The sequence below is a fragment of the Aromatoleum sp. genome (assembly GCF_036675785.1).
Lineage (GTDB): Bacteria > Pseudomonadota > Gammaproteobacteria > Burkholderiales > Rhodocyclaceae > Aromatoleum.
In genome coordinates this window covers 20,367-42,702 of sequence record NZ_JAKFEF010000059.1, presented here as the reverse complement: position 1 = coordinate 42,702, position 22,336 = coordinate 20,367, and the positions used below count along the sequence as shown (strand labels likewise).

The window sequence follows — 22,336 nt, the reverse complement described above, 5'->3', positions numbered from 1 at the left end:
CCCAATTTCGAGGGGGAAGATCGTTGCACCCCCTCTCTACCATCGCTTCCGTGTCACCCCCAAAACGAGGAGAAGTGGATGGACTTCGAAGATGTTTGCGCGCTGGAGAGCATCGCCCCCGGCACATCCCGGGCGGTCCGCGCGGGCGACCGCGATGTTGCGCTCTTCAACGTCGACGGCACCGTCCATGCGCTCGACAACGCGTGCCGCCATTCCGGCGCCGCGCTCGCCGGCGGGAAGCTGTGCGGCCGCGTCGTCGCCTGCCCCGCGCACGGATGGAAGTACGACGTGACGACGGGCGCGCTCGTCGTCGCGCCGACGCTGTCGGTCACCCGCTATCCGGTCCGGGTCGCCGACGGCAGGGTTTTCGTCGGGACCGGGAACGCAGCCTGAGGAGCCGCCCACCATGTATTGTCATCTGCTCGTTCCCATCGACGGCACCGATCTCGCGACCCAGAGCATCAGCAACGCGGTCGAGTTTGCCCGCACGCTCGGCGCGCGCATCACCTTCTTCCACGCCCAGCCCAACCACACCGCGGCGCTCTCCGGCGACGCCGAGGCGGTGCGCCTGACGTCGCCCGCCGACTTCGCGTATACGTACGAAGGCCGCGCCCGCGAGCTGCTCGCGAAGGCCGAGTCGGCCGCGCGGGCGCTGGGTGTGCCGTGCGGGTCGGCAACGGCAGTGAACGACTCGCCGTACCGCGCGATCATCGACGCGGCGCGCCAAGCCGGCTGCGACCTGATCTACATGGCGTCGCACGGGCGGCGCAGCGGCCTCGGCATGATGCTCGGCTCGCAGACGCTGAAGGTGCTGGTCAACGCCGGGATGCCGGTGCTGGTCGCGGCGACGTCGAACCCGCCGGCGACCTCGCAGGCGATCGGGATCATCCGCGACGAGCACCGCTCGCTCGCCGCGGTACTGCACGCGTGGCTTCACCTGCTGGAACGCGACGACGGCCAGCGGGACGTGCCGCGAGAGGCGCTGATGCGGGCGATGATCCACTACATCAGGACCTTCCCCGTCGCGCTGCACCACCCGAAGGAAGAGGAATACCTGTTCCGCAGGCTGCGCGAGCGCACGTCGCAGTGCAACGCCGAGCTCGACGAGCTCGAGCGCCAGCACGAGCACGACCAGCGGCTCGTCGACGAACTCGCGGCGACCCTCGAGCGCCATCTGGCAGGCAAAGCCGACATCGCAGAGGTCAAGGACGAGGTGAGCCGCTATGCGCTCTTCATCTGGGAGCACATGGGCCGCGAGGAAGGCGTGATCCTGCCCGCCGCGCAGCGTTTCCTGACGCCGGCCGACTGGGACGAGATCAACGCCGCGTTCACCGAGAACCGCGACCCGCGCTTCGGCGGCGACACCGACGCCGAGTTCCGGCGCCTGTTCTCGCGCATCGTCAATCTCGCGCCGACCGGCACATCGAACGAATAAGAGCTTTACTTCAAACAGACAGCGGCTCGCGATCCGCACCGCAGAGGAGAACCCCATGGCCAATGCCATCCGTATCCATGAGACCGGCGCACCCGAAGTGATGCGCTGGGAATCCGTCGAAGTCGGCGCGCCCGGCCCCGGCCAGGTCCGCCTGCGCCACGAGGCGGTCGGGCTGAACTTCGCCGACACCTATTTCCGCACCGGCCTCTATCCGGTGCCGCTGCCCAACGGCCTCGGCGTCGAGGCGGCGGGCGTCGTCGAGGCGGTCGGCGAAGGCGTGACGAACGTCGCCGAAGGCGACCGCGTGACCTACACCGGCTTCGTGAACACGCTCGGCGCCTACAGCACCGCGCGCCTCGTCGCGGCCGCGCCGCTGATCAGGCTGCCGGATGCGATCTCGTGCGAGACCGCGGCGGCGATGACGATGCGCGGGCTGACCTCTGCCTACCTGATGCGCCGCATCTGGCCGCTCGCCCCGGGCGACACGATCCTGCTGCACGCGGCCGCCGGCGGCGTCGGGCTGATCGTCGCCCAATGGGCGAAGCTGTTGGGTCTCACCGTGATCGGCACGGTGTCGACCGAGGAGAAGGCGGCGGTCGCGCGCGCCCACGGCTGCGACCACGTGATCTTCTACCGCCGCGAGGACGTCGCGGCGCGCGTGCGCGAGATCACCAACGGCGTCGGCGTTTCGGTGGTGTTCGACAGCGTCGGCAAGACGACTTTCGAGGGCTCGCTCGCCTCGCTCAAGCGCCGCGGCCTGATGGTGTGCTTCGGCACCGCGTCCGGCCCGATCGACGCCTTCAACCCGCAGCTGCTCGCGATGAAGGGCTCGCTGTACCTCACGCGCCCGGCGCTCGCCGACTACATTGCCACGCCGGAAGAACGCGACGCGCTCGCCGGCGAGCTCTTCGATCACGTCGCGGCCGGCCGCATCCGGATCGAGATCAACCAGCGCTATGCGCTGCGGGACGCGGTTCAGGCGCACCACGACCTCGAAGCCGGCAGGACCACCGGCTCGTCGGTCTTCATCGTCTGATCGAATCCATACAAGAAGAAGTCCCGCAGAGAGAAAACCAAAATTACGGACCCATTGGAGACAGTCTCATGACCCAGACGACCCATGAAAGACGCGCAGCGCCCGCCATCGTGCGGCCGGGCGTGCTGCATGACTCGGTGAAGGCCGAGCCGCTGACCGCGAGCATCGGCGCCGAGCTCATCAACGTGAACCTCGGCGACGCGTCGCGCGACGCGGGGCTCTTCGCCGAGATCAAGGCGCTGCTGCTGCAGTACAAGGTGCTCTTCCTGCGCGATCAGGACATCACCCGCAGCGAACACGTCGCTTTCGCCGAGCGCTTCGGCACGCTCGAAGACCACCCGGTCGCCGGCAGCCACCCCGAGCATCCCGGCCTCGTGCAGATCTACAAGACGCCCGACCAGCCGATGGACCGCTACGAGAACGCGTGGCACACCGACGCGACGTGGCGCGAGGCGCCGCCGATGGGCTGCGTGCTGCGCTGCGTCGAGTGCCCGCCGGTCGGTGGCGACACGATGTGGGCGAACATGGTGCTCGCGTACGAGAAGCTGCCCGAGGACATCAAGGCGAAGATCGCGCACCTGCGCGCGCGCCACAGCATCGAGGCGAGCTTCGGCGCGGCGATGCCGATCGAGAAGCGCCTCGCGCTGAAAGCGCAGTACCCCGACCCCGAGCATCCGGTCGTCCGCGTGCATCCGGAAACCGGCGAGAAGGTGCTGTTCGTCAATGCCTTCACGACCCACCTGACGAACTTCCACACGCCGGAGAACGTGCGCTACGGCCAGGACTACGCGCCCGGCGCGGCCGAGCTGCTGCAGTACCTGATCCGCCAGGCCTTCGTCCCGGAGTACCAGGTGCGCTGGCGCTGGAAGCCCAACAGCATGGCGATCTGGGACAACCGCAGCACCCAGCACTACGCCGTCATGGACTACGCACCCTGCCACCGCAAGATGGAACGCGCCGGAATCATCGGCGACGTGCCCTACGGCCTCGAAGGCATGCCCGTCCGCTGAACCGAACCCCCACCACCCGATAAAGATCACCCCGAAGGAGCACCCAAAATGAATTTCCTGGACGGATCGCTGTTCCCCGAAAACCAGCAGAAGCTCGTCATCACCGCCGCCCCGTATGGCCCCGAATGGATGCCCGCCGACTTCCCGGACGACATTCCGGTGACGATGGAAGAGCAGATCCAGAAGGCCGTCGATTGCTACAACGCCGGCGCCACCGTCCTTCACCTGCACGTGCGCGAGCTCGACGGCAAGGGTTCGAAGCGCCTGTCGAAGTTCAACGAGCTGATCGCCGGCATCCGCGCCCGCGTGCCCGAGATGATCATCCAGGTCGGCGGCTCGATCTCCTTCGCCCCGGAGAACGACGGCGACGCCGCGAAGTGGCTGTCCGACGACACCCGCCACATGCTGGCCGAACTGACCCCAACGCCCGACCAGGTGACGATCGCGATCAACTCGAACCAGATGAACGTCGTCGAGCAGATGTGCGAGGCCGACGTCGCCGGCACCTCGCTCGCCGATCCGGCGATGTACCAAGCCTACCGCGAGATGACGATTCCGGCCGGCCCGGGCTGGGTCGAGGAACACATCCGCCGCCTGTCCGCCAAGGGCATCCAGACGCACTTCCAGCTCGCGACGATCTCGCAGCTCGAAACGGTCGAGCGCATGATGCGGCGCAACGTCTGCAACGTGCCGCTGATCCTGACCTGGGTTGCGATCGGCGGCGGCTTCGACGCACCGAACATCTACAACCTCGCGAACTTCGTGCGCGCGTGCCCGGACGGCTCGGTGCTGACGCTGGAGACGTCGATGTTGAACGTACTGCCGCTCAACATGATGGCGATCGCGATGGGCCTGCACGTGCGCTGCGGCATCGAGGACAACATCTGGACCCAGCGCCGCGACCGCAAGATGGGCAGCGTCGAGCAGATCGAGCAGCTCGTGCGCCTGTCGCGCGAATTCGGCCGCGACGTCGCCAACGGCAAGGAGGCCCGCGAGATCTACAAGATCGGCACCTTCTACAAGGACGCCGACGAGACGCTGGCGAAAAACGGCTTTGCGCCGAACCGCAAACCGGGCCAGATCGGCTTTCTGCAGCACGCCGCGTAATTCGCGACGCGGGGGACTACCCTGCAATCAGGCGAGGCGCACGAGCGGCGCCTCGCCACGATGAAACCCGTTAACCCGGCAATCCAACACCGTTCGGGCTGAATCCTTCGACTTCGCTCAGGACGGGCGTGTCGAAACCCTGCCAACGCCCTTCGACGGGCTTAGGGCGCACGGTGATTGTCGGTTATAAGAACAACGACTGCCGGCCGGCGCTCCAATAAGGCGCCGGAACGGCCACCCACGAGAGGAGACAACCTTGGCCGTCTATATCGCAGAGGTCTTGCCGGAAGCCCCGGCCGCCGCGCGCACGAAACCGCGCACTTACGCATGGATCGTCTTCGCGCTGACCTTCGGACTGCTGCTGTCCGACTACATGTCGCGCCAGGTGCTCAACGCGGTCTTCCCGGTGTTGAAAGCCGAATGGTCGCTCACCGACACGCAGCTCGGTTCGCTGTCGAGCATTGTCGCGCTGCTCGTCGGGCTGCTGACCTTCCCGCTGTCGGTCGTCGCCGACCGCTGGGGGCGCGTCAAGAGCGTCACGCTGATGGCGACGCTGTGGAGCGTCGCGACGCTCGGCTGCGCGATCGCCGCGAATTACAACCAGATGTTCGCCGCGCGCTTCTTCGTCGGCGTTGGCGAGGCGGCCTACGGCAGCGTCGGCATCGCGCTGATCCTCAGCATCTTCCCGGCGCACCTGCGCTCGACCTTGAGCAGCGCGTTCATGGCCGGCGGGCCGGTCGGCTCCGTCATCGGCATGGCGTTCGGCGGCGTCATCGCGGCGCAGCTCGGTTGGCGCTGGGCGTTCGGCGCGATGGCCGCGTTCGGGCTCGCGCTCGTCGTTCTCTATGCGCTGATCGTGCGCGAGGACCGGCTCTGCCCGCCCGAGGGCTCGCGGCGCGTCGCGAAGACGCCCGAGCGGCCCGGGCTGCGCGAGATTTTTTCCGGGCTTTTCTCGTCGGTGTCGGTGATCGCGGCCTACGTCGGGAGCGGGCTGCAGCTCTTCATCATGGCGGCGATGCTCGCGTGGCTGCCGAGCTTCCTGAACCGTTACTACGCGTTGCCGACCGACAAGGCCGGCGTCGGCGCCGCGGTCTTCATCCTCGTCGGCGCGATCGGCATGGTCCTGTGCGGCATCGCCACCGACCGCCTGAGCCGTCCGGCGCCTGCGCGCAAATGGGCGATCGCGATGGCGTACTCGCTGATCTCGGCGTCGCTGCTGCTCGTCGCGTTCCAGCTGCCGCCCGGCCCTGCGCAACTGGTCATGATCGGCGCCGGCATGGCGATGGTCGCCGGCACGACCGGCCCCGCCGGCGCGATGGTCGCGAACTTGACGCACCCGTCCATCCACGCGACCGCGTTCGCGACGCTGACGCTTGCGAACAACCTGCTCGGCCTCGCCCCCGGCCCGTTCGTCACCGGCCTCGTCGCCGACCGGCTCGACCTGATGGCGGCGATGCAGCTCGTCCCGCTCGTCGCCTTCGGCGCGATCGCCGCGTTCGCGATCGGCAGGCGCCACTACGCCGACGACTTGAAGCGCATCGAGGCGATGCAGCGCTGATTCTTCAACCACCATCAGCCGGCCACCCGAATACCCTTCCGCCGGACTCGTCGAAGCCCGGCCACGGCCCTTCGATAGATCCAGCGCGAAGAGGAGTATTCGATCGCCGGCTAACGACGAGAACCACAACGATGACGACCTCCCCGACGATCCTGATCGTTCCCGGGCTGCGCGACCATGTCGCGGAGCACTGGCAGACCCTGCTCGAACAGAAGCTCCTCGGCGAGCACAAGAAGGTCCGCTCGGTGGCGCCGCTCGAGCACGACAAGCTTAGCCGCGACGCGCGCGTGGCTGCGCTCGACCGCGCGCTCGCCGACATCGACGGTCCGGTAATCCTCGTCGCGCACAGCGCCGGCGTGATGATCACGGTGCATTGGGCGCAGCAGCATCAGCGCCCGATCCTGGGCGCGCTGCTCGCCGCCCCGGCCGACCTCGAATCCCCCTTCCCGGCGGGTTACCCGACGGCCGACGCCCTGCGCGAAAACGGCTGGCTGCCGATCCCGCGCGACCCGCTGCCCTTCCCCAGCATCGTTGCAGCGAGCACCGACGACCCGCTCGGTCGATTCGAGCGCGTCTGCGAATTCGCGAACGCTTGGGGGAGCCGCTTGGAGAACATCGGTGCTGTCGGCCACCTCAATCCCGCGGCCGGTTTTGGCGAATGGCCCCAGGCGGAGGTGCTCATTCGGGAGTTGGCGGGCGAACGTGAGGGCCTGCCCCAGCTTTCAATTGCCCACCATTCTGGCGCCGATTCGCTTCCCTAGGACGATGTCGTTCAGCCTGGACAAGCCTCTCAACTCGTTGAGGGCCCGCACTTCCAGTGCGTGAACTCAAGCTCGGGCACGCCATTCGGTGTCGAGCGGTTCATCCTCGTCATCCGCGGCTGGCGCCAAACCGGGTCGAGCCGGTGAAGAGCGAGATCCCGCGCGTGATCGCCGCCGACCTGACGCGGCTGCCCGGAGCCGAGGTGTCGACCGCGGCAAACGGCAATGCGGCGGACTACGATGTATATGAATCGAGGTTCGCATTCGAGTCACGTCGCGGCGAGGGTTGGACTCGACGTCGTGTGGTCGGTCCCCGCCTGCGCCACCGGCGCCGAGCGCATCGGCCCCGGCGCGCTGCCGAGATCCGGCGCGCCGCCGCGCTGAGGGGGCGATCGGGCGATCTCATTGCAGGAGCGGCGAACGCCGCGAAATGCTGTCCCGGGCGCTTGTCGATGTTCTGATCGCGGCTGCCGCCGCTCCTACGTGAGGGGCGGGCCGCCGGCGAGCGTGTGGAACGATGCGATCCTGCGCCGACCGGCGCGACCGACGAGGAGAGGGCTCATGTGGATCATCGTCAGACGGCTCGCGACCTGGTTGCTCGCGACCGCATTGCTCGCGGCGACCGGCGCGCACGCCCAAGGCACGCCGACACCGTTCAAGTCCGAGGAGCTCGATCAGATGCTGGCGCCGATCGCGCTCTATCCCGACCCGCTGCTGATGCAGGTGCTGATGGCGGCGACCTATCCGCTCGACGTCGTGAAGGCGGCCAACTGGTCGAAGGCGCATCCCGACACGAAGGGCGACGCGGCGGTGCAGGCGGTGGGGGGCGAGACCTGGGACGTCAGCGTGAAGTCGCTGGTCGCCTTTCCGCAGGTGCTGGAGACGATGAGCGCGCAGATCGACTGGACGCAGCGGCTGGGTGACGCCTTCCTCGCCCAGCAGCAGGACGTGCTCGCCTCGGTCCAGCGCCTGCGGCGCCAGGCGCAGGCGGCGGGCAACCTCGAATCGACGCCGCAACAGACGGTGAGCACCCAGGGTCAGACGATCGTGGTCCAGCCGGCCAGCCCGGAAGTGGTCTATGTGCCGGCCTACAACCCCACCGTGGTGTACGGCGCCTGGGCCTACCCGTCCTACCCGCCGGTGTATTACCCGCCGCCGGCCTATTACTACCCCGGCGGCGCGTTTGCCACCGGCATCGCCTGGGGGCTGGGGGTGGCCGCCGTCGGCGCGATCTTCAGCGACTGCGACTGGAACAACGGCGACGTCGACATCGACATCAACCGGGCGACCAACATCGACCGCAATTTCACCAACGTGAATCGCAGCGGCGACCGCAACACTTGGCGGCACGACCCACAGCGGCGCGGCGGCGTCGCCTATCGCGACCCGGCCAGCCGCGAGCGCTACGGCCGCGATCTGCCTGGCGCGGCTGACCGCCAGCAGTACCGCGGGCGGACCGGGGATCGGGCGGGCGTGGCGGATCGGGATCGCGGGGGCGTGGGCGATCGTGGAGGCGTGGGCGATCGGGGAGGCGTGGGCGATCGGGGAGGCGTGGGCGATCGGGGAGGCGTGGGCGATCGCGGAGGCGTGGGCGATCGCGGAGGCGTGGGCGATCGCGGAGGCGTGGGCGATCGCGGAGGCGTGGGCGATCGCGGAGGCGTGGGCGATCGTGGAGGTGCGGGCGATCGTGGAGGTGCGGGCGATCGCGGGGGTGCGGGCGATCGCGGGGGCATAGGCGATCGCGCAGGCGCGGCGGACCGCTCGAGCGAGCGCGCCACCGCGCAGGCGCGGCCGGCCGAGCGCACGCGTGACGGTGCGCAGGCCCGACAAACCGGCGCCGGGCGACAGGCGTCGCCGCGTTCGAGCGCGCTCGACGGTGTCGGCGACGGTCCGCGGGTGCAGCGTGATGCCGCCCGCGGCCGCGCCAGCCAGCAGACGATGGCCGCGCGCAGCAGCGGGGGCAGCTTCGGTGGCGGTGGCGGGGGCGGTTTCGGCGGAGGACGCGGCGGCGGCGGCCGAGGTGGCGGCGGCGGACGCCGCTGAAGCCGAGCCCCGCGCTCCCCCTTCCACCGATGCCGACAGCGAAAGAGAACACCATGAAAAACTTCCTCCCTGCCTCGCGCCGCCCGACGAATTTCACCCCGTTCCTGTTCGCCGCAGTGCTGCTGGCGGCCGTCCCGCTGCCCGCGGCCGCGGTGCAGCGCTCCCATCCTTCGCCCGAGGTGCTCGCGGCTGTGCTCGCCGACGCCATCGAGAAGCAGGACGAGGCCCGCCTGCGGGACCTGCTCGGCGAGGATTTCCGCACGCTGATCCCGCCTGCGGGCGAGGAGATCCGCGAACGCTTCGCTGCCGCCTGGTCACGTTCGCACCGCGTCGTCGCCGACGGCGACGCGCGCGCCCTGCTGGAGGTCGGCGACGACGGCTGGACCCTGCCGGTGCCACTGGTGAAGGGCGCGGATGGCTGGCGCTTCGATACCCTGGCCGGCGTGCGCGAGATCCGCGCGCGCGCGATCGGCCGAAACGAGCTCTCGGCGATCCAGGTCGCCCTCGCATACTGCGACGCCCAGCAGGAATATGCGGAGATCGACCACGATAGCAACGGCGTGGCCGATTACGCCCGCCGCCTGCTCAGCAGCCCCGGCCACCGCGACGGCCTCTACTGGCCGACCGCCGACGGCGAGCCGTCGAGCCCGTTGGGGCCGCTCGTCGCCCGGGCGCAGGCGGAGGGCGCGCGCGAGGGCGAGGGCTACCACGGCTACCGCTATCGCATCCTCACCGCGCAGGGCCCGGACGCCCCGGGCGGCGCCACCAACTACATCGTCGGCGGCCGCATGATCGGCGGCCATGCGCTGGTGGCCTGGCCGGTGCGCTACGGCGAGACGGGCATCATGAGCTTCATCGTCAACCACGACGGCGTCGTCTTCCAGGCCGACCTCGGCAGGGCAACGGCAAAGCGCGCAATGCAAATGAGCCGTTTCGACCCGGGCCCGGGATGGACCAGGGCGGAACAACACTGATTCTGCGATTCTGCGGCCATCGCGCCCGCGGACGTGTCGCACGCGGGTCACGCGATTGCCGTGTAGCCTGCCCCCGGGCCACGGAACACGTGGACGAGCACACGCTCAATGACATTTGCAATTATGCGGACAAGGGCTGGGGGACACGCCGGGTGCGAAGGTCACGCGCGCCCCCGATCCTCAAATCGGACGTTGGTCCGATTGGGGATGCCGGACGGGAGGAGAGCGGTACAGGCCCTCTCCTCCGATTGCGTCGCAAAGGTGGGCCAGCACGACGGCGGAACGCACGCCCATTTTCTCCATGATCCGGCCGCGATGGACCTTGACGGTCTTCTCCGCAATTCCCAGATCGCCCGCGATCTGCTTGTTCAATCGACCCTGGATCACGTACCCCATCACCTCCCGCTCCCTTGCCGAGAGCCGCTCCAGACGCTCCGCGATGTCCTGCCGCTCCCGCTGCCGGGCTTGCTCGGCGGCGTGCTGCTCCACCGCCCGCTGGATCGTGTCCAGCAATACCTGGTCGTCGACTGGCTTGAGCAGAAAATCGACGGCGCCCTTTTTCATCGCCTGCACGCTCGTCGGGACGTCGCCATGTCCGGTGAGGAACACGACGGGTAACGTGAATTCCCGCTCCAACATCCGATCGTGCAACTCGGGTCCGCCGATTTCGGGCATCTCGACGTCGAGCAACACGCACCCCGTTTCGGATCGCGGCGATCGTTCCAGGAACTCGTAAGCCGTGGCAAAGGTCTCGGCCTTCCATCCCGCCGCGCGCATCAGCCGCTCGAGACTGCGGCGCACGGGCTCCTCGTCCTCGACGACAAACACAGTTGCCTGGCTCTTGATCATGGGGTGCACGCTCTCTTCAGCCGGCGGCTTCGGCCAAGCCGGCCGCGTCGCCCGCGGCCAGCCTGGGTGCCGCCGGCAGCTCGAATATGAAGGTAACGCCCCGGTCGCGGTTGGCCTCCGCCCAGATGGTGCCGCCGTGGGCTTCGACAATGGCGCGGCATACGGCAAGCCCCAGTCCCATTCCCTGCGGCTTCGTCGTCCAGAATGCATCGAACACGGTCGAGAGCTTTTCGCGGGGCATGCCCCCACCGGAATCCCGTACGGCCACGCGCACAGCGCCTTCACCGCTATAGGAGAGCGATACGTGCAGACACCGCCGCTGCTCCGCGGACTGCTCACGCATGGCATCGATGGCATTCATCACCAGGTTGAGCGTCACCTGCTGAATCTGTGTGTTGTCCGCCAGCACGGCGCAGTTTGCGTCGAACTGTGCCGCCACTTCGACTTGATGCGTCACGAACTCGCCGTGCAGCAACTCGAGCACCTCCCTGAGCGATTCTGCAAGGTCAATCCTCGTTCGCTCGATCTCCTGTCGCCGCACCATCGTGCGCAATCCACTGATGACCGCCCCCGCGCGCTTGGTGTCGCGTACGACGTCCTGCAGGATGTCGCCCAGCTCCTCGAGGTCCGGGGCACCCCCGGCGAGAAAGCGCAGCCCTGCCTGCGCGTTGCAGAGAACGGCGGCAAGGGGCTGGTTCAGCTCGTGGGCAAGCGAGGCCGTCAGTGCGCCGACGTGCACGACCCGGTCGGTATGCCACAACTGGCTGCGCAGGCGCTGCAATTCGCGCTCCCCCTGGCGCGACTCCGTGACGTCTTGGACTGTACGGATGACCTTGGCGGGAGCGGCGTCCGACAGGTCAGTCACTTCGCCCTGGTCCTGGATGATGCGCTCGGTTCCGTCCGGGCGCACGATCCGGTACTCCAAGCAGAATCGGGCATTGCCGTTACTCAGGGTTCGGCCGATCGCCTCCTGCAAGGCACTCCGGTCATCGGGATGAATGACCCTCCCCAATCGGGGATTGGCATATTCGTTGGACGCTATGCCGAAGATGCGGCAAGCCTCCTCGGAGGCTGTAATCCTGCCGGACGCGGTGTCCCATTCCAGGGTTCCGAGCCGGGCGACGCGCTGAGTAAGAGCAAGGCGTTGCTCGCTTTCGCGCAAGGCTTTCTCCGTCTTCTTCTGCGCCTCCTCCATGGCCCTTCGGTCCAGGGCATTCATGAAGATATCGCCGAGCAACCGCAACCATGGAATGCACTCTTCAGGCAATTCCCGCTCGCGTTGAGCCCCGGCTACGGCAATGATGCTCCGCACGACGCCAGCAGCCCTCAGCGGTATCAACAACATCGACTTCAAGGCCCAGTGTTCGCAGCTCGCCCGGTCCTTCGTCGCATCCGCCGGAAGCGCGTCCGGCGGATGCAGACGAAGCGCCCCTACACTTCGTATTACGCTTTGGACGCTCCAGGGAAACAGCTCGCACACACTCAGCGTGAGCGGCATGGACAGGCCCGGATTTCCGACAAGGTGAGCTGCGGAGATCTTCGTCCCCTCGGCGGAGACCTCGAACAACACGCACAAGTCCACTTCGAAGAACTCGAGGACCTGCCGCAACCCGGCTTCGATCTCGGCATCCACCCGATCGGCGGAAATACCGGCGAACCTGGCCGATAGCAGGGAAACGAGATCCAGACACCCGACGGCCGAGGCCCCAGGCCAATCCGGTGGCGCGCTACCCTGCCCTGCTGACGCGAACAGCCTGCGGCCAAGTTGGACCATGGCTTTCTAACCTGTGGGATATGCGGTGTAGCCCGTACACAGCAAGATAGATCAGCATCATTGCAGAATCCACCGCAGCGTAGGCGCAGCGCGGGCGATCCTCGCGGCAATCGGGCGCCTCAGCGTACGCGGGGAGAGGGCTCGACCGGCTCGGACCGCGCCTGCGGCATCTCGATCTTGATGGGCTGAACGACGTCCAGGTGGATGTCCCGCTGCGGGAACGCGATGACGATGCCCGCCTCGCGGAAGAGCTCGTCGATGCGAACACGTAGGTCGCTCACCACCCTTTGCCAGTTGGATTCGACTGCGATATCCACCCACACGTCGACGCGGAATTCGAACGCGCTCTCGCCGAAATTCTGAAGATAGATTTCCGGTGCAGGATCCTTCAGGACCCGGGGGTGGTGCTCGACTCCCAGCTTGATCAACGCCACCACCTCGCGGATGGTTGAGCCGTAGGCAGCGCGCAGGTTGACGGTGAATCGCAGTCTCGGGTCGGAGAGGGTCCAGTTGGTAACGCTCTTTTCCAGGAAGCTGCTGTTGGGGATGAGCATATCGATGCCGTCGAAGCGACGGACGTGGCAGCAGCGGCTGCCGATGTTCGTGACGTGCCCGCGGATTCCCTCCACTTCCACGATGTCGTTCAACTTGATCGGGCGCTCGATCAGAAGGATCAGGCCGCTGATGAAGTTGTTGAGAATGTTCTGGGCACCAAAGCCCGCGGCGATGGCAAGCGCCCCGCCGAGGAATGCGAACACCGTCAGGGGAATGTTTACGGTCCCCAGTGCGAACACGATCAGCCCCACACCCGCCAGCAGGACGAGCACCCGGTGAATGAGCAGCGCGCGGCTCTCGTTTCCCGGATAAAGCCGCAGCATGATCCGTCGCCCACGGGCGGCCAGATACACGGTGAGCCACAACCCCACGACCACGATCAGAACAACCTGGAGTATCTTGCCGAGAGTGACGCTGCGCTTGCCCACCAGCTCCCGTCCCTCGACGATGATCCTGTCCTCCACGGCGACCAGCTCGAAGTTCCAGAACTGGCCGGCAACCTCGGCAAAGGTTGCGATCAGGCCACGCATCCGCTCGACGAGCGACGACGCCTCGCGCTGCAGGCGCATCCCTTCCTGCCAGTTGCTCAGCAGCGCGTCGACTTCGTCCGCCTTCGCCAAGACGCGCCGCAGGAAGACCTCCCCACGCTCGTAGGCGCCCAACTCGCGCTCTGCGAGGCTCCTCTCTCCATCCCCAGGCTGCCACGCCGCGAGCCGCCTCCGCTGAAAATCCAGGCGTCTTTGCATCAGGTCGAACTCCGAGAGCACGTGCGCCCGGAGCAGCCTGACGCGATCGAGGCTCTGTGTGCTACTCGCCACGGCGTCGTCGATGGCCTTGGTGCTTTTCTCCTGCTCGAGCCGATACCGCCGCTCCCACGTCTGCACTTGGATGCCGTTGGCCTGATGGAGCAAGCGGAGCATTCGGAGGACGAAATTCGCCAGATCCGCTTCGACCTTGAGCGTGTCGAGCTTCTGCTGAAGCGGGGCGAGGTCGTCGCGCGCGCCCTGCCCCTCCGCCGGCGGGCGACGTGCGCTGCGCTCGCGCAACTCCTCCCGTGCCGCATGGAGCTGGTCTTGTGTCTTCTTCTCTTCCGTGGCCATCCTCTCGATCTCGGCCCGGATCTCGCGCTGCTCATCCGCGAGCACCGCCAGCTTGGCATCGCGATCCCCCTCCGAAAGGGGAGACAGCCGGAGCGCAGTCAAGGCCTTGCGCTGAAGCAGATCCCGTTCGCCGAGCCGATAGGCCAGCGCCTCGGTCTTGCGTTGGCGTTCGCTTTCCAGCGCTGCGACCGTCGCCTCAGCGTGGCGACTGCGCAGTTCCGCGAGATCCCTGAGCCAGCGCGCGCGGACCACCTCCCCGGTTCCACGCGCCGCTGCAAGCCGCTCGTCGGCCTGGCGCAGCGCTTGGCGGACAGGCTTCAACTGTGCGCGCGCGTCGTCGAGCAGGCTCTCGATGAACTCGAGATCGACGCGGCCCACCTGGATCTCGCGGTCCTTGGCACGAACCTGGTTCCACAGGTCGTCGACAAAGCTGACCGGATAAGGCGGCGGCTCCGTGAACCTTTGCCAACGCTCGCCTTCCTGCTTCAGTTCCTGCTGTGACCGGCGAACCTCCTCGAGCGCACGCAGCGAATCCAGATGCTTGTGGTACTGGATCTCCATGCCGCCCAAGAGATGCCGGACTTCCGTCCATTCTTCGCTGGTCACGCGGGCGGGCAACGGTGCATTGGACTCGGCGGGCGGCGACTCCGCGAGTCGTTTGCGCAGTGCATCCAGCCGTTCGTGCACGGCGGCCATTTGCTCCTTGAGCGAGGGTTCCGTGGCCGATGCTCGTTGTTCGGTCGCCTGGGAGCCGGAGGTCAGCCATTTCGGCGTCTGCGCCCAGGCGCAGGGCGACGGCAGGCAGAGAACAAGAAGGAGGCCGAGCGCGACCCCGCCGGCCAGTCGAAACCGACGCGCGCGCAGGCACCACGGGCGCATGGCGACGACGGTTCCAAGGACATCTCCCGGCACGTGCATCGCATTGGTCCGACTTTGCTCAGAGGGGTGTGCAGGAACCGAAGATGACGAACGCGCCGCTGCGGTCGACGAGCGAGACTGCCATCCTGCCGCTCTCCCGGTCGAGCGCCATGATCCAGCCATGGCCGAGCTCCCTGCCGCGCAGCAGGAGCTGGTGTTCCTCGTTTTCCAAAGCCTCGATGGGCGATGTGCGCCTGGGACCGCTTACCGTCTTCTTGTTGAAGTCGATGCGCATGAACGCGGGGGCACCGGTGTCACCGGGCGTCCCCTGCAGGCACCCCATGCCGGGCATGCAGTCCCTCACCTCCACGGAGGCGCAGATCAGGTTCTTCGAGCCGTCGAAGTCACCGGCAAAGCCGGGCACCGAAACCAGGACGGCGGTAGCAAGAAGAGTCCAGCGCAAGGTTTTCGCTTCCATATTCTCCCCTGCATCACCTGATCGTATAGCCACGGCCTTCCATGCAGGCTTGGTAGGCCCGATGGTAGGCGTCGAGCTGCTGTTGACCTTGATTCTGGGCCTGCTGCTGGCCCGCCTGGTTCTGGCGCGCCTGGCGGCCTCCGGCCATGGTGCCCATCACGGCGCCGACGCCGGCGCCCTTTTCGGTGTCGCCGGCGATCGCACCTATCGCCGCCCCCCCGACCGCCCCGCGCGCCGCCCCTCTGACACGCTCGCCGCCGCGCCGGGATGGCGCAGAAGACTCGGCGGCAGGCGTCGCGGGATCGACGCCCGTGTTGTTCTTCGCCCAGACGTAGCACTCGCCGTCATCCTTCTGCTGCTGCTCGGGTGACTGCCCTTTGGCAGGGTAGACAATCGGCTCTTGCGCCAGGACTGTCACCGGTGCCAGGGCAACGAATACGACGCCTGTACACAGGCCTACACGGAGCTTCATCGGATTCCTCCTGGTGTTCGGTCTTCAACCGATCAACTGCCCGGACACAGCTCGGCTCGCATTTCCTCGCCCTCAATGGTTCCCTGCATGCATGGCGCGAATGACCTCGCCCAGTTCCTCGCTCAGGCTCGCGAGGGCACGACCGTGGGCGGCCACGACGGCCGCGTAGTCCGGCCCCATCGCCGGCAGCTGTATCACCGAACGGCCCGCTCTCACTTCACCGGCGGCTTTGCGCTCCACCGCCCAAAGGGCGCCCAGAGTCACGCTGTCGCCGGGAGCCGATTCGAAGCTCACGATGTCCACCCGCACCCGGTAGTCCGCGTCGCTGCCGGTATTCTGGGGGTAGGCCCAAACGCGTGCCATTCCGAGCAGCTGCGTCAGATTGCCGGCGATCACGCGCGGAATCTCGCTCTTGAGCGGTTCGGCCCAGCGGTGCTGGTCCAGCAGTGCGACCTGGTTGGTCGCTACGCGCACGACGAGTTGGGGCCGGTCGACCGCATCAGGCAGCGTCACGGGTCCGACTGCAACCGTGTATTGGGCAGCACTTTGCGCAGCGTCCGGCTGCACCGGGCCGGGGGCCAGTGTGTAGTAGCTCGTTTTCGGGGTAGTGCCGCAGCCGGCCAGGGCCACGGCGAGCAAGGTCACCGCGGCAGCTCCCGCGACGCGACGCGGTTTCATGGCGTGTCCTCCCTCTTGCCGCGGATCAGGGACTCCGGATGGCGTTCCAGGTAGTCGGCCAGAGCGCGCAGCGAGTCCGATGCCTTGGACAGGTCGCGCAGGGTCTCCCGCACGTCTTGCTGGAGAGGGGCTTCACTCGCCATCGTGAACTCGACCGCAGCGAGACTGCGGCGCGCTCCTTCAAGGGTCGTGCGCAGTTCGGGGGTCAGCTCTTGGTCCACACGCTTGACCAGTTGATTGGAGCTCTGCAATGTCTGGTCGAGGGTTTTCAAGGTCCGGCGCAGATCCGCGCCGATGGCCTCGAGGGGCACGTTCTCCAGCTTGGCCACGATACGTGTCAGACGCGCCTGCAATTCCGTGAAGGCTCCTGGAACCGTGGGGAACTCGACCGGCTCCTCGGTCCATTTCATCTCGGCCTTCGGCGCATCGGGGAAGAAATCCACCGCGACGTACAGAGCCCCGGTCAGGAGACTGCCCGTGCGCAGCTGGGCGCGCAGGCCGCGCTCGACCATGAAGTTGAGGCGCTCCTTGGCGCCGCTGATGACATCTCGGGGTGCGACGGCACCTTCGCGCATTCTGCCCCGCAGGCGCTCCGGGTAAAAACGGAATTCGACCGGCATGCTGAACGACTTCGTCTCCGGATCGAAATCCACATCAATCGCCGTGACCTCGCCGATCACGATGCCCCGGAAGTCCACGGGCGCCCCCACGGAGAGTCCCCGCACCGAATCCCTGAATACCAGTGTGTAGGTCTCCGCGACCACATCCGGATTCTTCAAGGCCAGCTCGCGGTTCGCATACAGGCTGAAGGTGGCGTTCTCCGCAGCGCGTACCGGAACCACAGGATTCTCCGGCGTCTGGAAGGCGATGCCGCCCACCAGGATGGATACCAGCGACTGGGTATCCACCCTGAATCCCGTCGCGTCCAGCTTGACGTCCACACCGCCGGCGTCCCAGAAGCGCGTGTTCTCGGTGACGAACTGATCGTAGGGCGCCTGGACGAAAACCTTCAACGTCACGCCGCTACCATCCTTGTCCAGGTCATAGGAGACGAGCTGCCCGACCTGGATACGGCGGAAATAGATCGGGGAACCCACTTCGCGGGACCCGAGGTCCTCGGCGCGCAGCATGAAATGTCTGCCCGGCACGTCCATGGTGACGACGGGTGGCGTCTCGAGGCCGACGAAGTCGCGCCGCGATTGCGCCGACTGGCCCACGTCGATGCTGATATACGAGCCCCCCAGCAGTGTGGCCAAACCCGACACACTTGCGCCGGAAATGCGTGGCCGCACGACCCAGAGACGCGTGTCTTCCACCAGCAGACTCTCGGCCTGCTGGGCGAGCTCGGCGGTCGCCACGACGCCGGCGCGGTTTTTCGCCAAGGCAACACTCTTCACCACGCCGATCTCGACATCCTTGTACTTGATCTTGGTCTTGCCGGCCTCCAGACCTTCTCCCGTCGTGAAGCTGACGGTGATGATCGGCCCGCGCTCGAGCAATGTCTTGACGGCGAGCCATCCTCCTATCAGCGCCGCCACGAGCGGAATGATCCAGACCAACTGGGGCCCGCGGCGCCGCCTGGATGCAGCCACCGCTTCCGGGAGTTCCGGCACCTCCGAACCATTCGTTGGCTCACTCATGACCGTCCCTCATCGCATCCCAGATCATGCGCGGATCGAACGCCTGCGCGGCAAACATCGTCAGCACCACCACCGCACCGAAGGCGGTCGCGCCGCTACCCGCCCTGATCGTGGCCAGCGCCTGGAACTGCACCAGCGCAGCCAGGATGGCGACGACGAAGATGTCGATCATCGACCAGCGGCCGACGAACTCCGTGACGCGGTAGAGTCGTGCGCGCTGATGGGGCGCCCATGCCGAGCGCCGCTGAACGGAAACCACCAGGACGAGCAGCGCGAGGATCTTGGCGAGCGGCACCATGATGCTGGCAAAGAAGATCAGCGCCGCGAGCGGCCACGAGCCCGACACCCAGAGGTAGATCACCCCGCTCATGATCGTGTCGCTCTGAGCGCCGAACAGCGAGCCCGTCTCCATCACGGGCAGCACATTGGCGGGGATGTAAAGGATGCAGGCGGCAATGAGGAAGGCCCAGGTGCGCGCAATGCTGTCGGGCTTGCGGTGGTGCAGGTGTGCCCCGCAGCGGACGCACGCGAGGTCGTGCGCGCGCGTCGCGGGCCGGTTCAGGAGGCCGCAGGCATGGCAGGGCATCAGCCCTGCCTGCCAAGCGGTAAGCGGAGCCGCCTTCATCGGACACTCTCCGCTCTTACCCGCTCCCAAAAGCTTCGCTCATCGAACGACGATGCCGAGGCCGCGAGCAGCACCATCAGCGCGGCGAACGACCATAAGGCGATGTCGGGCACGAGGCTCGCAAGGTGCGCGAGCTTGGCCAGGGAGACCAGCGTGCCAAGGAGGAAGACCTCGACCATGCCCCACGTGCGCGCGATCTCCACCATCCGGAACATCGTCGGCAGGAAGCGCGGCACGCGCCCAAGCTTAAGCGGAAGCAGCATGTAGAGCATCGCGCCCAGCTGCAGCGAGGGCATGAGCATCGTGGTGAAAAACACAAGGGCCGCGACGCTGCTCATGTCTTGAGCATGCAATGTGCGCACCGTGCCGAAGAGCGTGGTCGACGTGTGGTTGCCTTGAGCATCGAGTCCGACGATGGGAAATGCGTTCGCCAGCACGAACATGACCGTTGCAGCAAGCGTGTAGGCGAGCGTGCGGTCGACACTGTCCGGCACATTGCGGTAAAGCGTTGCGCCGCAGCGCATACAGCGTGCCGCGCCATGCAGCGGCAGCGGCACCTCGCGCTGAAGCAGATCGCATTCGTGGCAGGCTATGAGGTTCGGGACCGACATGTCATCAATATCCCGCAGCGTAAGTGGTGCTGCAGTTTCCTGAACAGCGGACTTCTCGGGCTCGCTCGAAGTCGATATTTCCACTGCGCTGCCCGCACGCCATCGGGGACCGTTTAGCACAGCCTCACAGAATGCAGATTAGTGGCTACGGGCAGCAACTCGCCATTAGACTTTGGTCCGATACCCGAGGATGGCCAGGGCTTCGATGTGCGGCGATGAACCGAGCGAGGTCTCGCGCGTCCCCTCCACCCCGGCGAAGAAGATCACGTTGCGCCCGCCGGCCGCCGATTCGGCCGCCGCAGCGAGATCAAAAGTGGTAGGCCACGTCCAGCACCAGCAGATAGGGATTCTCCGTTTCGCCCACCACGCGCCCGCGCACCGGCGCGGGGCCGGTATCGACTTCGCCCTTGCCGTAATTGATCAGGTTGAGGTTGATATCCAGCAGGGTGCCGTCAGGGCGGGCGAACTGCACGCCGCCGCCGATGCCCCAAATCCGGTCCAGCGGCAGAGCGAGGCTGCGCTCGTCGTCGTCCGCCGGCGCGGTGACGTAGAGCGCGCCGACGGAGTAGCGCCGCCCATTGCGGGCGGGAAAGCTGTAGCCGAGCGAGACGCCCCAGAAATCCTGGAAGGCCCCGCTTTCGTCGATGTCGAGCTCGGTGCCCTCGAGCGATATCGAGGAGGTGCCGAACTTCGAGAAATCCACCCACATGACGTCGAGGGTGACGAAGGCGCCTGAGGCCAGTTCGTGATAGAGGCCGGCGTTGATCCGCTGTGGTAGCGTATTCTCGATCTCGACGTCGTCGGCCAGGCGACCCTGCTGGAGAAGCTGTCCCAGCACCGGCCCCGCGTTCCTGTACTTGAGGTCGCCCTCCAGATCGGCGGTCGCCTCGCTCGTGTAGGCCAGGCCGAAACGGGTGCGCTTGTCCATCTCCCACAGCGCCGACAGCGTGACGTTGCTGCCGACGCCATCGAGCTCGGCCTTCAGCCTGCCGTCCGGGCCGCCGAGCGAATTGATAGCCACCTCGCTCTCGGAAAGGGTGTAGTTAATCCCGATCGCGGCGCCGAGTGACCACTCATCGTTCAGCCGATAGGAAACCGCCGGCGTCAGCGCCACATACACGAGCGAATAGTTGTCGGTGTAGTAGCGACCGGCCCAGTCCGAGCCGTAGTCGGACCCGAAGCCGCTAGGCACGGTCAGCGAGATGCCGGCGTGGACGCGCTCGCTGAGCCGGCGCACATGGAAAGCCTGTGGAATCAGCACGGGCGAAGAGCTGTCGTCCGGATCGCCACCCGCGACCGTGGTTCGGCCTTCGTCCACCTCGAAGTCGCCCATCCCCTGCGCGACGGCGCCACGCAGCGTGGTGGCCTGCGCCCCGAGCCGCGCCATCCCGGCCGGATTGCCGACAGCGGTCTCCGCGGTGTCGGCCTTTGCGGAGCTGCCGGCCAGAGCGGGCATCCCGGCGAGGGCGGGCATTGTGCCCGCCACCCCGATCGCAGCCACCAGCGTGAGCAGAGCATGGTTTTTCTTCGTCTTGGGCATCGGTGACAGCTCCTTCTCTTCCCATCTACGTTGGTCGATCCGGCATCGGTTGCGGAGCTCCCGCAGGCGATCCGCTCGACTCCACGCTCGTTGATCGAACGGGCTAGCGTCACCATCAATTTAGATCCCGCAATGCGCGGCCGCTAACCCACGGTTACTACGGCCCGCGCGCGGCGGTCACGGGCGTGAGCATCACGCCTTGCGGGCGCGCCGCGCGATCGAGTGCGCCCGCCAGCGGTCGATCAGGGACACGGCCAGCCAGGCGTAAAGGGCGACACCGATAAAGAGCGCCAGGCGGATCGCGAAGGCGCGATAGACATCCTTGCCGGCGGCACTGTCCTCCACCGACTGGCCGAGCAGCAGCACCAGCGTGGCCATGCAGTTCAGCCAGAAGCCGGGCGAGGCGCGGCCGGGCAGCAGGCGGTAGAGGCGCCGCGCGAGCAGCAGGACGAACAGCAGCGTCCACAGGAAGAACATCCACAGCTTGGGCTGGATGCCGAGCAGGCTCCAGAAGAGCATTGCCAGTGCGCCGCCGAGCAAGGTGGCGCCGACGAGTTCGCGGCCGGCATCGCGGGTGTCGCGGCTGCACACCTGCTGGCCGAGGCTGACCGACTTCATGATCAACGGCAGGTAGCGGCTGGGATCGATCAGTGCGACGAGCAGCGCCGGCATCACCACCAGCGTGGCGCGCAGCGCGACCCAGCCGGCATCGAACGCACTTTCCGCGGCGGGGGGCGGAGGCACGACGACCGCGGCGGGCTCGGGAAAGATCGCGTGGGCGATGCTGGCGGCCAGCACCGCGAGCAGCAGACCCTTGGCCAGCGCCTCGATGACCGTCACGGCCAGCGCGAAGGAGCTGGCACCGGCGGCAGCGATCAGGGTCAGGCCGACGATCATGAAGGTGCCGAGCAGGGCGTTGCCGCCGCGCCGGTTGTAGCGGAAGCAATGGAAAAGGCAGAGCGCGATCAGCAGCAGGCCGCTCACCGGCGCATGCTGCAGCGGCGGGATCAGCAGCAGGCCGCAGCCGGTGGTCAGCATCACCAGCAGCGGCAGCCCGATCGCCGCCTTCAGCGGCAGCGCCTGATTGCGCTGGGCCAGCAGGAAGAGCGCGAGCAGCGGCGCCACATAGGGCAGCGGCGGCGCCAGCGCGAAGCCGGCGGCCAGCGCCAGCGCGGTGCCGCCGGCCAAACGCAGCGCGCGTTGCGGGCGGGGATCGGGAGCGCGCACGGCTG

At 67.1% G+C, this 22,336-nt stretch carries 21 protein-coding genes; 10 read left to right on the top strand and 11 right to left on the bottom strand.

Going from position 1 to position 22,336, the window contains the following annotated elements; all coding sequences use genetic code 11:
- The first annotated feature begins 78 nt into the window (after positions 1 to 78).
- The 10 genes from V6M37_RS12265 to V6M37_RS12220 all read left to right on the top strand — a co-directional run bounded on the left by V6M37_RS12265 (position 79) and on the right by V6M37_RS12220 (position 9,924).
- Entirely contained in the window at positions 79 to 393 is a 315-nt protein-coding gene (locus tag V6M37_RS12265) for a Rieske (2Fe-2S) protein (RefSeq protein ID WP_332673663.1), read from the top strand.
- A gap of 13 nt (positions 394 to 406) precedes the next feature.
- The gene (locus V6M37_RS12260; RefSeq protein ID WP_332673661.1) at positions 407 to 1,435 is read left to right on the top strand and encodes a universal stress protein; all 1,029 of its coding nucleotides are present in this window, start codon (positions 407 to 409) and stop codon (positions 1,433 to 1,435) included.
- 55 nt (positions 1,436 to 1,490) lie between these two features.
- Positions 1,491 to 2,471, top strand: a complete 981-nt coding sequence (locus V6M37_RS12255) for a quinone oxidoreductase family protein (protein WP_332673659.1) — start codon at positions 1,491 to 1,493, stop codon at positions 2,469 to 2,471.
- Between the two features lie 68 nt (positions 2,472 to 2,539).
- Positions 2,540 to 3,481 (top strand): TauD/TfdA dioxygenase family protein, encoded by a 942-nt coding sequence (locus tag V6M37_RS12250; RefSeq protein WP_332673656.1) that lies wholly within the window; start codon positions 2,540 to 2,542, stop codon positions 3,479 to 3,481.
- Positions 3,482 to 3,529: 48 nt separating this feature from the next.
- On the top strand, positions 3,530 to 4,588 hold the full coding sequence (locus V6M37_RS12245; protein ID WP_332673654.1) for a 3-keto-5-aminohexanoate cleavage protein: 1,059 nt from the start codon (positions 3,530 to 3,532) through the stop codon (positions 4,586 to 4,588).
- Between the two features lie 256 nt (positions 4,589 to 4,844).
- On the top strand, positions 4,845 to 6,146 hold the full coding sequence (locus tag V6M37_RS12240; protein WP_332673653.1) for an MFS transporter: 1,302 nt from the start codon (positions 4,845 to 4,847) through the stop codon (positions 6,144 to 6,146).
- 131 nt (positions 6,147 to 6,277) lie between these two features.
- Entirely contained in the window at positions 6,278 to 6,907 is a 630-nt protein-coding gene (locus tag V6M37_RS12235) for an RBBP9/YdeN family alpha/beta hydrolase (protein WP_332673651.1), read from the top strand.
- A gap of 143 nt (positions 6,908 to 7,050) precedes the next feature.
- Positions 7,051 to 7,368: a hypothetical protein gene (locus tag V6M37_RS12230; protein WP_332673649.1), complete on the top strand. Its 318-nt coding sequence runs from the start codon at positions 7,051 to 7,053 to the stop codon at positions 7,366 to 7,368.
- 100 nt (positions 7,369 to 7,468) lie between these two features.
- On the top strand, positions 7,469 to 8,950 hold the full coding sequence (locus tag V6M37_RS12225) for a DUF3300 domain-containing protein (RefSeq protein ID WP_332673647.1): 1,482 nt from the start codon (positions 7,469 to 7,471) through the stop codon (positions 8,948 to 8,950).
- A 53-nt stretch (positions 8,951 to 9,003) separates the two neighbouring features.
- Entirely contained in the window at positions 9,004 to 9,924 is a 921-nt protein-coding gene (locus tag V6M37_RS12220) for a DUF2950 domain-containing protein (RefSeq protein WP_332673646.1), read from the top strand.
- Between the two features lie 180 nt (positions 9,925 to 10,104).
- Here the strand turns inward: V6M37_RS12220 and V6M37_RS12215 are convergent, their stop codons facing one another.
- The 11 genes from V6M37_RS12215 to V6M37_RS12165 form a co-directional block, all read right to left on the bottom strand.
- Complete coding sequence (locus tag V6M37_RS12215; RefSeq protein ID WP_332673644.1) at positions 10,105 to 10,773, bottom strand: response regulator transcription factor; 669 nt, start codon at positions 10,771 to 10,773, stop codon at positions 10,105 to 10,107.
- 16 nt (positions 10,774 to 10,789) lie between these two features.
- Positions 10,790 to 12,547, bottom strand: a complete 1,758-nt coding sequence (locus tag V6M37_RS12210; RefSeq protein ID WP_332673641.1) for an ATP-binding protein — start codon at positions 12,545 to 12,547, stop codon at positions 10,790 to 10,792.
- Positions 12,548 to 12,666: 119 nt separating this feature from the next.
- A complete protein-coding gene (locus V6M37_RS12205) occupies positions 12,667 to 15,120 on the bottom strand; it encodes a mechanosensitive ion channel domain-containing protein (RefSeq protein WP_332673639.1) in 2,454 nt (817 codons plus the stop codon).
- Between the two features lie 19 nt (positions 15,121 to 15,139).
- Positions 15,140 to 15,538 (bottom strand): hypothetical protein, encoded by a 399-nt coding sequence (locus V6M37_RS12200; protein WP_332673637.1) that lies wholly within the window; start codon positions 15,536 to 15,538, stop codon positions 15,140 to 15,142.
- A 13-nt stretch (positions 15,539 to 15,551) separates the two neighbouring features.
- The gene (locus tag V6M37_RS12195; protein WP_332673634.1) at positions 15,552 to 16,010 is read right to left on the bottom strand and encodes a glycine zipper family protein; all 459 of its coding nucleotides are present in this window, start codon (positions 16,008 to 16,010) and stop codon (positions 15,552 to 15,554) included.
- Between the two features lie 72 nt (positions 16,011 to 16,082).
- Positions 16,083 to 16,688: a PqiC family protein gene (locus V6M37_RS12190; RefSeq protein ID WP_332673631.1), complete on the bottom strand. Its 606-nt coding sequence runs from the start codon at positions 16,686 to 16,688 to the stop codon at positions 16,083 to 16,085.
- Entirely contained in the window at positions 16,685 to 18,328 is a 1,644-nt protein-coding gene (locus V6M37_RS12185; protein WP_332673628.1) for a PqiB family protein, read from the bottom strand. The genes V6M37_RS12190 and V6M37_RS12185 overlap by 4 nt, the downstream gene beginning before the upstream one ends.
- Positions 18,321 to 18,953 carry a paraquat-inducible protein A gene (locus V6M37_RS12180; protein ID WP_332673626.1) on the bottom strand — a complete coding sequence of 211 codons (633 nt, stop codon included), beginning with the start codon at positions 18,951 to 18,953 and terminating at the stop codon, positions 18,321 to 18,323. The genes V6M37_RS12185 and V6M37_RS12180 overlap by 8 nt, the downstream gene beginning before the upstream one ends.
- A complete protein-coding gene (locus V6M37_RS12175) occupies positions 18,950 to 19,648 on the bottom strand; it encodes a paraquat-inducible protein A (RefSeq protein WP_332673623.1) in 699 nt (232 codons plus the stop codon). The genes V6M37_RS12180 and V6M37_RS12175 overlap by 4 nt, the downstream gene beginning before the upstream one ends.
- Positions 19,649 to 19,871: 223 nt before the next feature.
- Positions 19,872 to 21,104 (bottom strand): OmpP1/FadL family transporter, encoded by a 1,233-nt coding sequence (locus V6M37_RS12170; protein WP_332673622.1) that lies wholly within the window; start codon positions 21,102 to 21,104, stop codon positions 19,872 to 19,874.
- Positions 21,105 to 21,296: 192 nt separating this feature from the next.
- Positions 21,297 to 22,331, bottom strand: a complete 1,035-nt coding sequence (locus V6M37_RS12165) for a DUF2955 domain-containing protein (RefSeq protein ID WP_332673619.1) — start codon at positions 22,329 to 22,331, stop codon at positions 21,297 to 21,299.
- Positions 22,332 to 22,336: the final 5 nt, after the last annotated feature.

Excerpts from the sequence above, each read along its gene's own strand:
- V6M37_RS12255 (WP_332673659.1), top strand. The coding sequence starts at position 1,491 with ATGGCCAATGCCATCCGTATCCATGAGACCGGCGCACCCGAAGTGATG.
- V6M37_RS12170 (WP_332673622.1), bottom strand. The coding sequence starts at position 21,104 with ATGCCCAAGACGAAGAAAAACCATGCTCTGCTCACGCTGGTGGCTGCG.
- V6M37_RS12210 (WP_332673641.1), bottom strand. The coding sequence starts at position 12,547 with ATGGTCCAACTTGGCCGCAGGCTGTTCGCGTCAGCAGGGCAGGGTAGC.
- V6M37_RS12245 (WP_332673654.1), top strand. The coding sequence starts at position 3,530 with ATGAATTTCCTGGACGGATCGCTGTTCCCCGAAAACCAGCAGAAGCTC.
- V6M37_RS12235 (WP_332673651.1), top strand. The coding sequence starts at position 6,278 with ATGACGACCTCCCCGACGATCCTGATCGTTCCCGGGCTGCGCGACCAT.
- V6M37_RS12180 (WP_332673626.1), bottom strand. The coding sequence starts at position 18,953 with ATGAAGGCGGCTCCGCTTACCGCTTGGCAGGCAGGGCTGATGCCCTGC.
- V6M37_RS12195 (WP_332673634.1), bottom strand. The coding sequence starts at position 16,010 with ATGAAGCTCCGTGTAGGCCTGTGTACAGGCGTCGTATTCGTTGCCCTG.
- V6M37_RS12265 (WP_332673663.1), top strand. The coding sequence starts at position 79 with ATGGACTTCGAAGATGTTTGCGCGCTGGAGAGCATCGCCCCCGGCACA.
- V6M37_RS12260 (WP_332673661.1), top strand. The coding sequence starts at position 407 with ATGTATTGTCATCTGCTCGTTCCCATCGACGGCACCGATCTCGCGACC.
- V6M37_RS12190 (WP_332673631.1), bottom strand. The coding sequence starts at position 16,688 with ATGAAACCGCGTCGCGTCGCGGGAGCTGCCGCGGTGACCTTGCTCGCC.
- V6M37_RS12250 (WP_332673656.1), top strand. The coding sequence starts at position 2,540 with ATGACCCAGACGACCCATGAAAGACGCGCAGCGCCCGCCATCGTGCGG.
- V6M37_RS12205 (WP_332673639.1), bottom strand. The coding sequence starts at position 15,120 with ATGCACGTGCCGGGAGATGTCCTTGGAACCGTCGTCGCCATGCGCCCG.
- V6M37_RS12185 (WP_332673628.1), bottom strand. The coding sequence starts at position 18,328 with ATGAGTGAGCCAACGAATGGTTCGGAGGTGCCGGAACTCCCGGAAGCG.
- V6M37_RS12200 (WP_332673637.1), bottom strand. The coding sequence starts at position 15,538 with ATGGAAGCGAAAACCTTGCGCTGGACTCTTCTTGCTACCGCCGTCCTG.
- V6M37_RS12215 (WP_332673644.1), bottom strand. The coding sequence starts at position 10,773 with ATGATCAAGAGCCAGGCAACTGTGTTTGTCGTCGAGGACGAGGAGCCC.
- V6M37_RS12225 (WP_332673647.1), top strand. The coding sequence starts at position 7,469 with ATGTGGATCATCGTCAGACGGCTCGCGACCTGGTTGCTCGCGACCGCA.
- V6M37_RS12220 (WP_332673646.1), top strand. The coding sequence starts at position 9,004 with ATGAAAAACTTCCTCCCTGCCTCGCGCCGCCCGACGAATTTCACCCCG.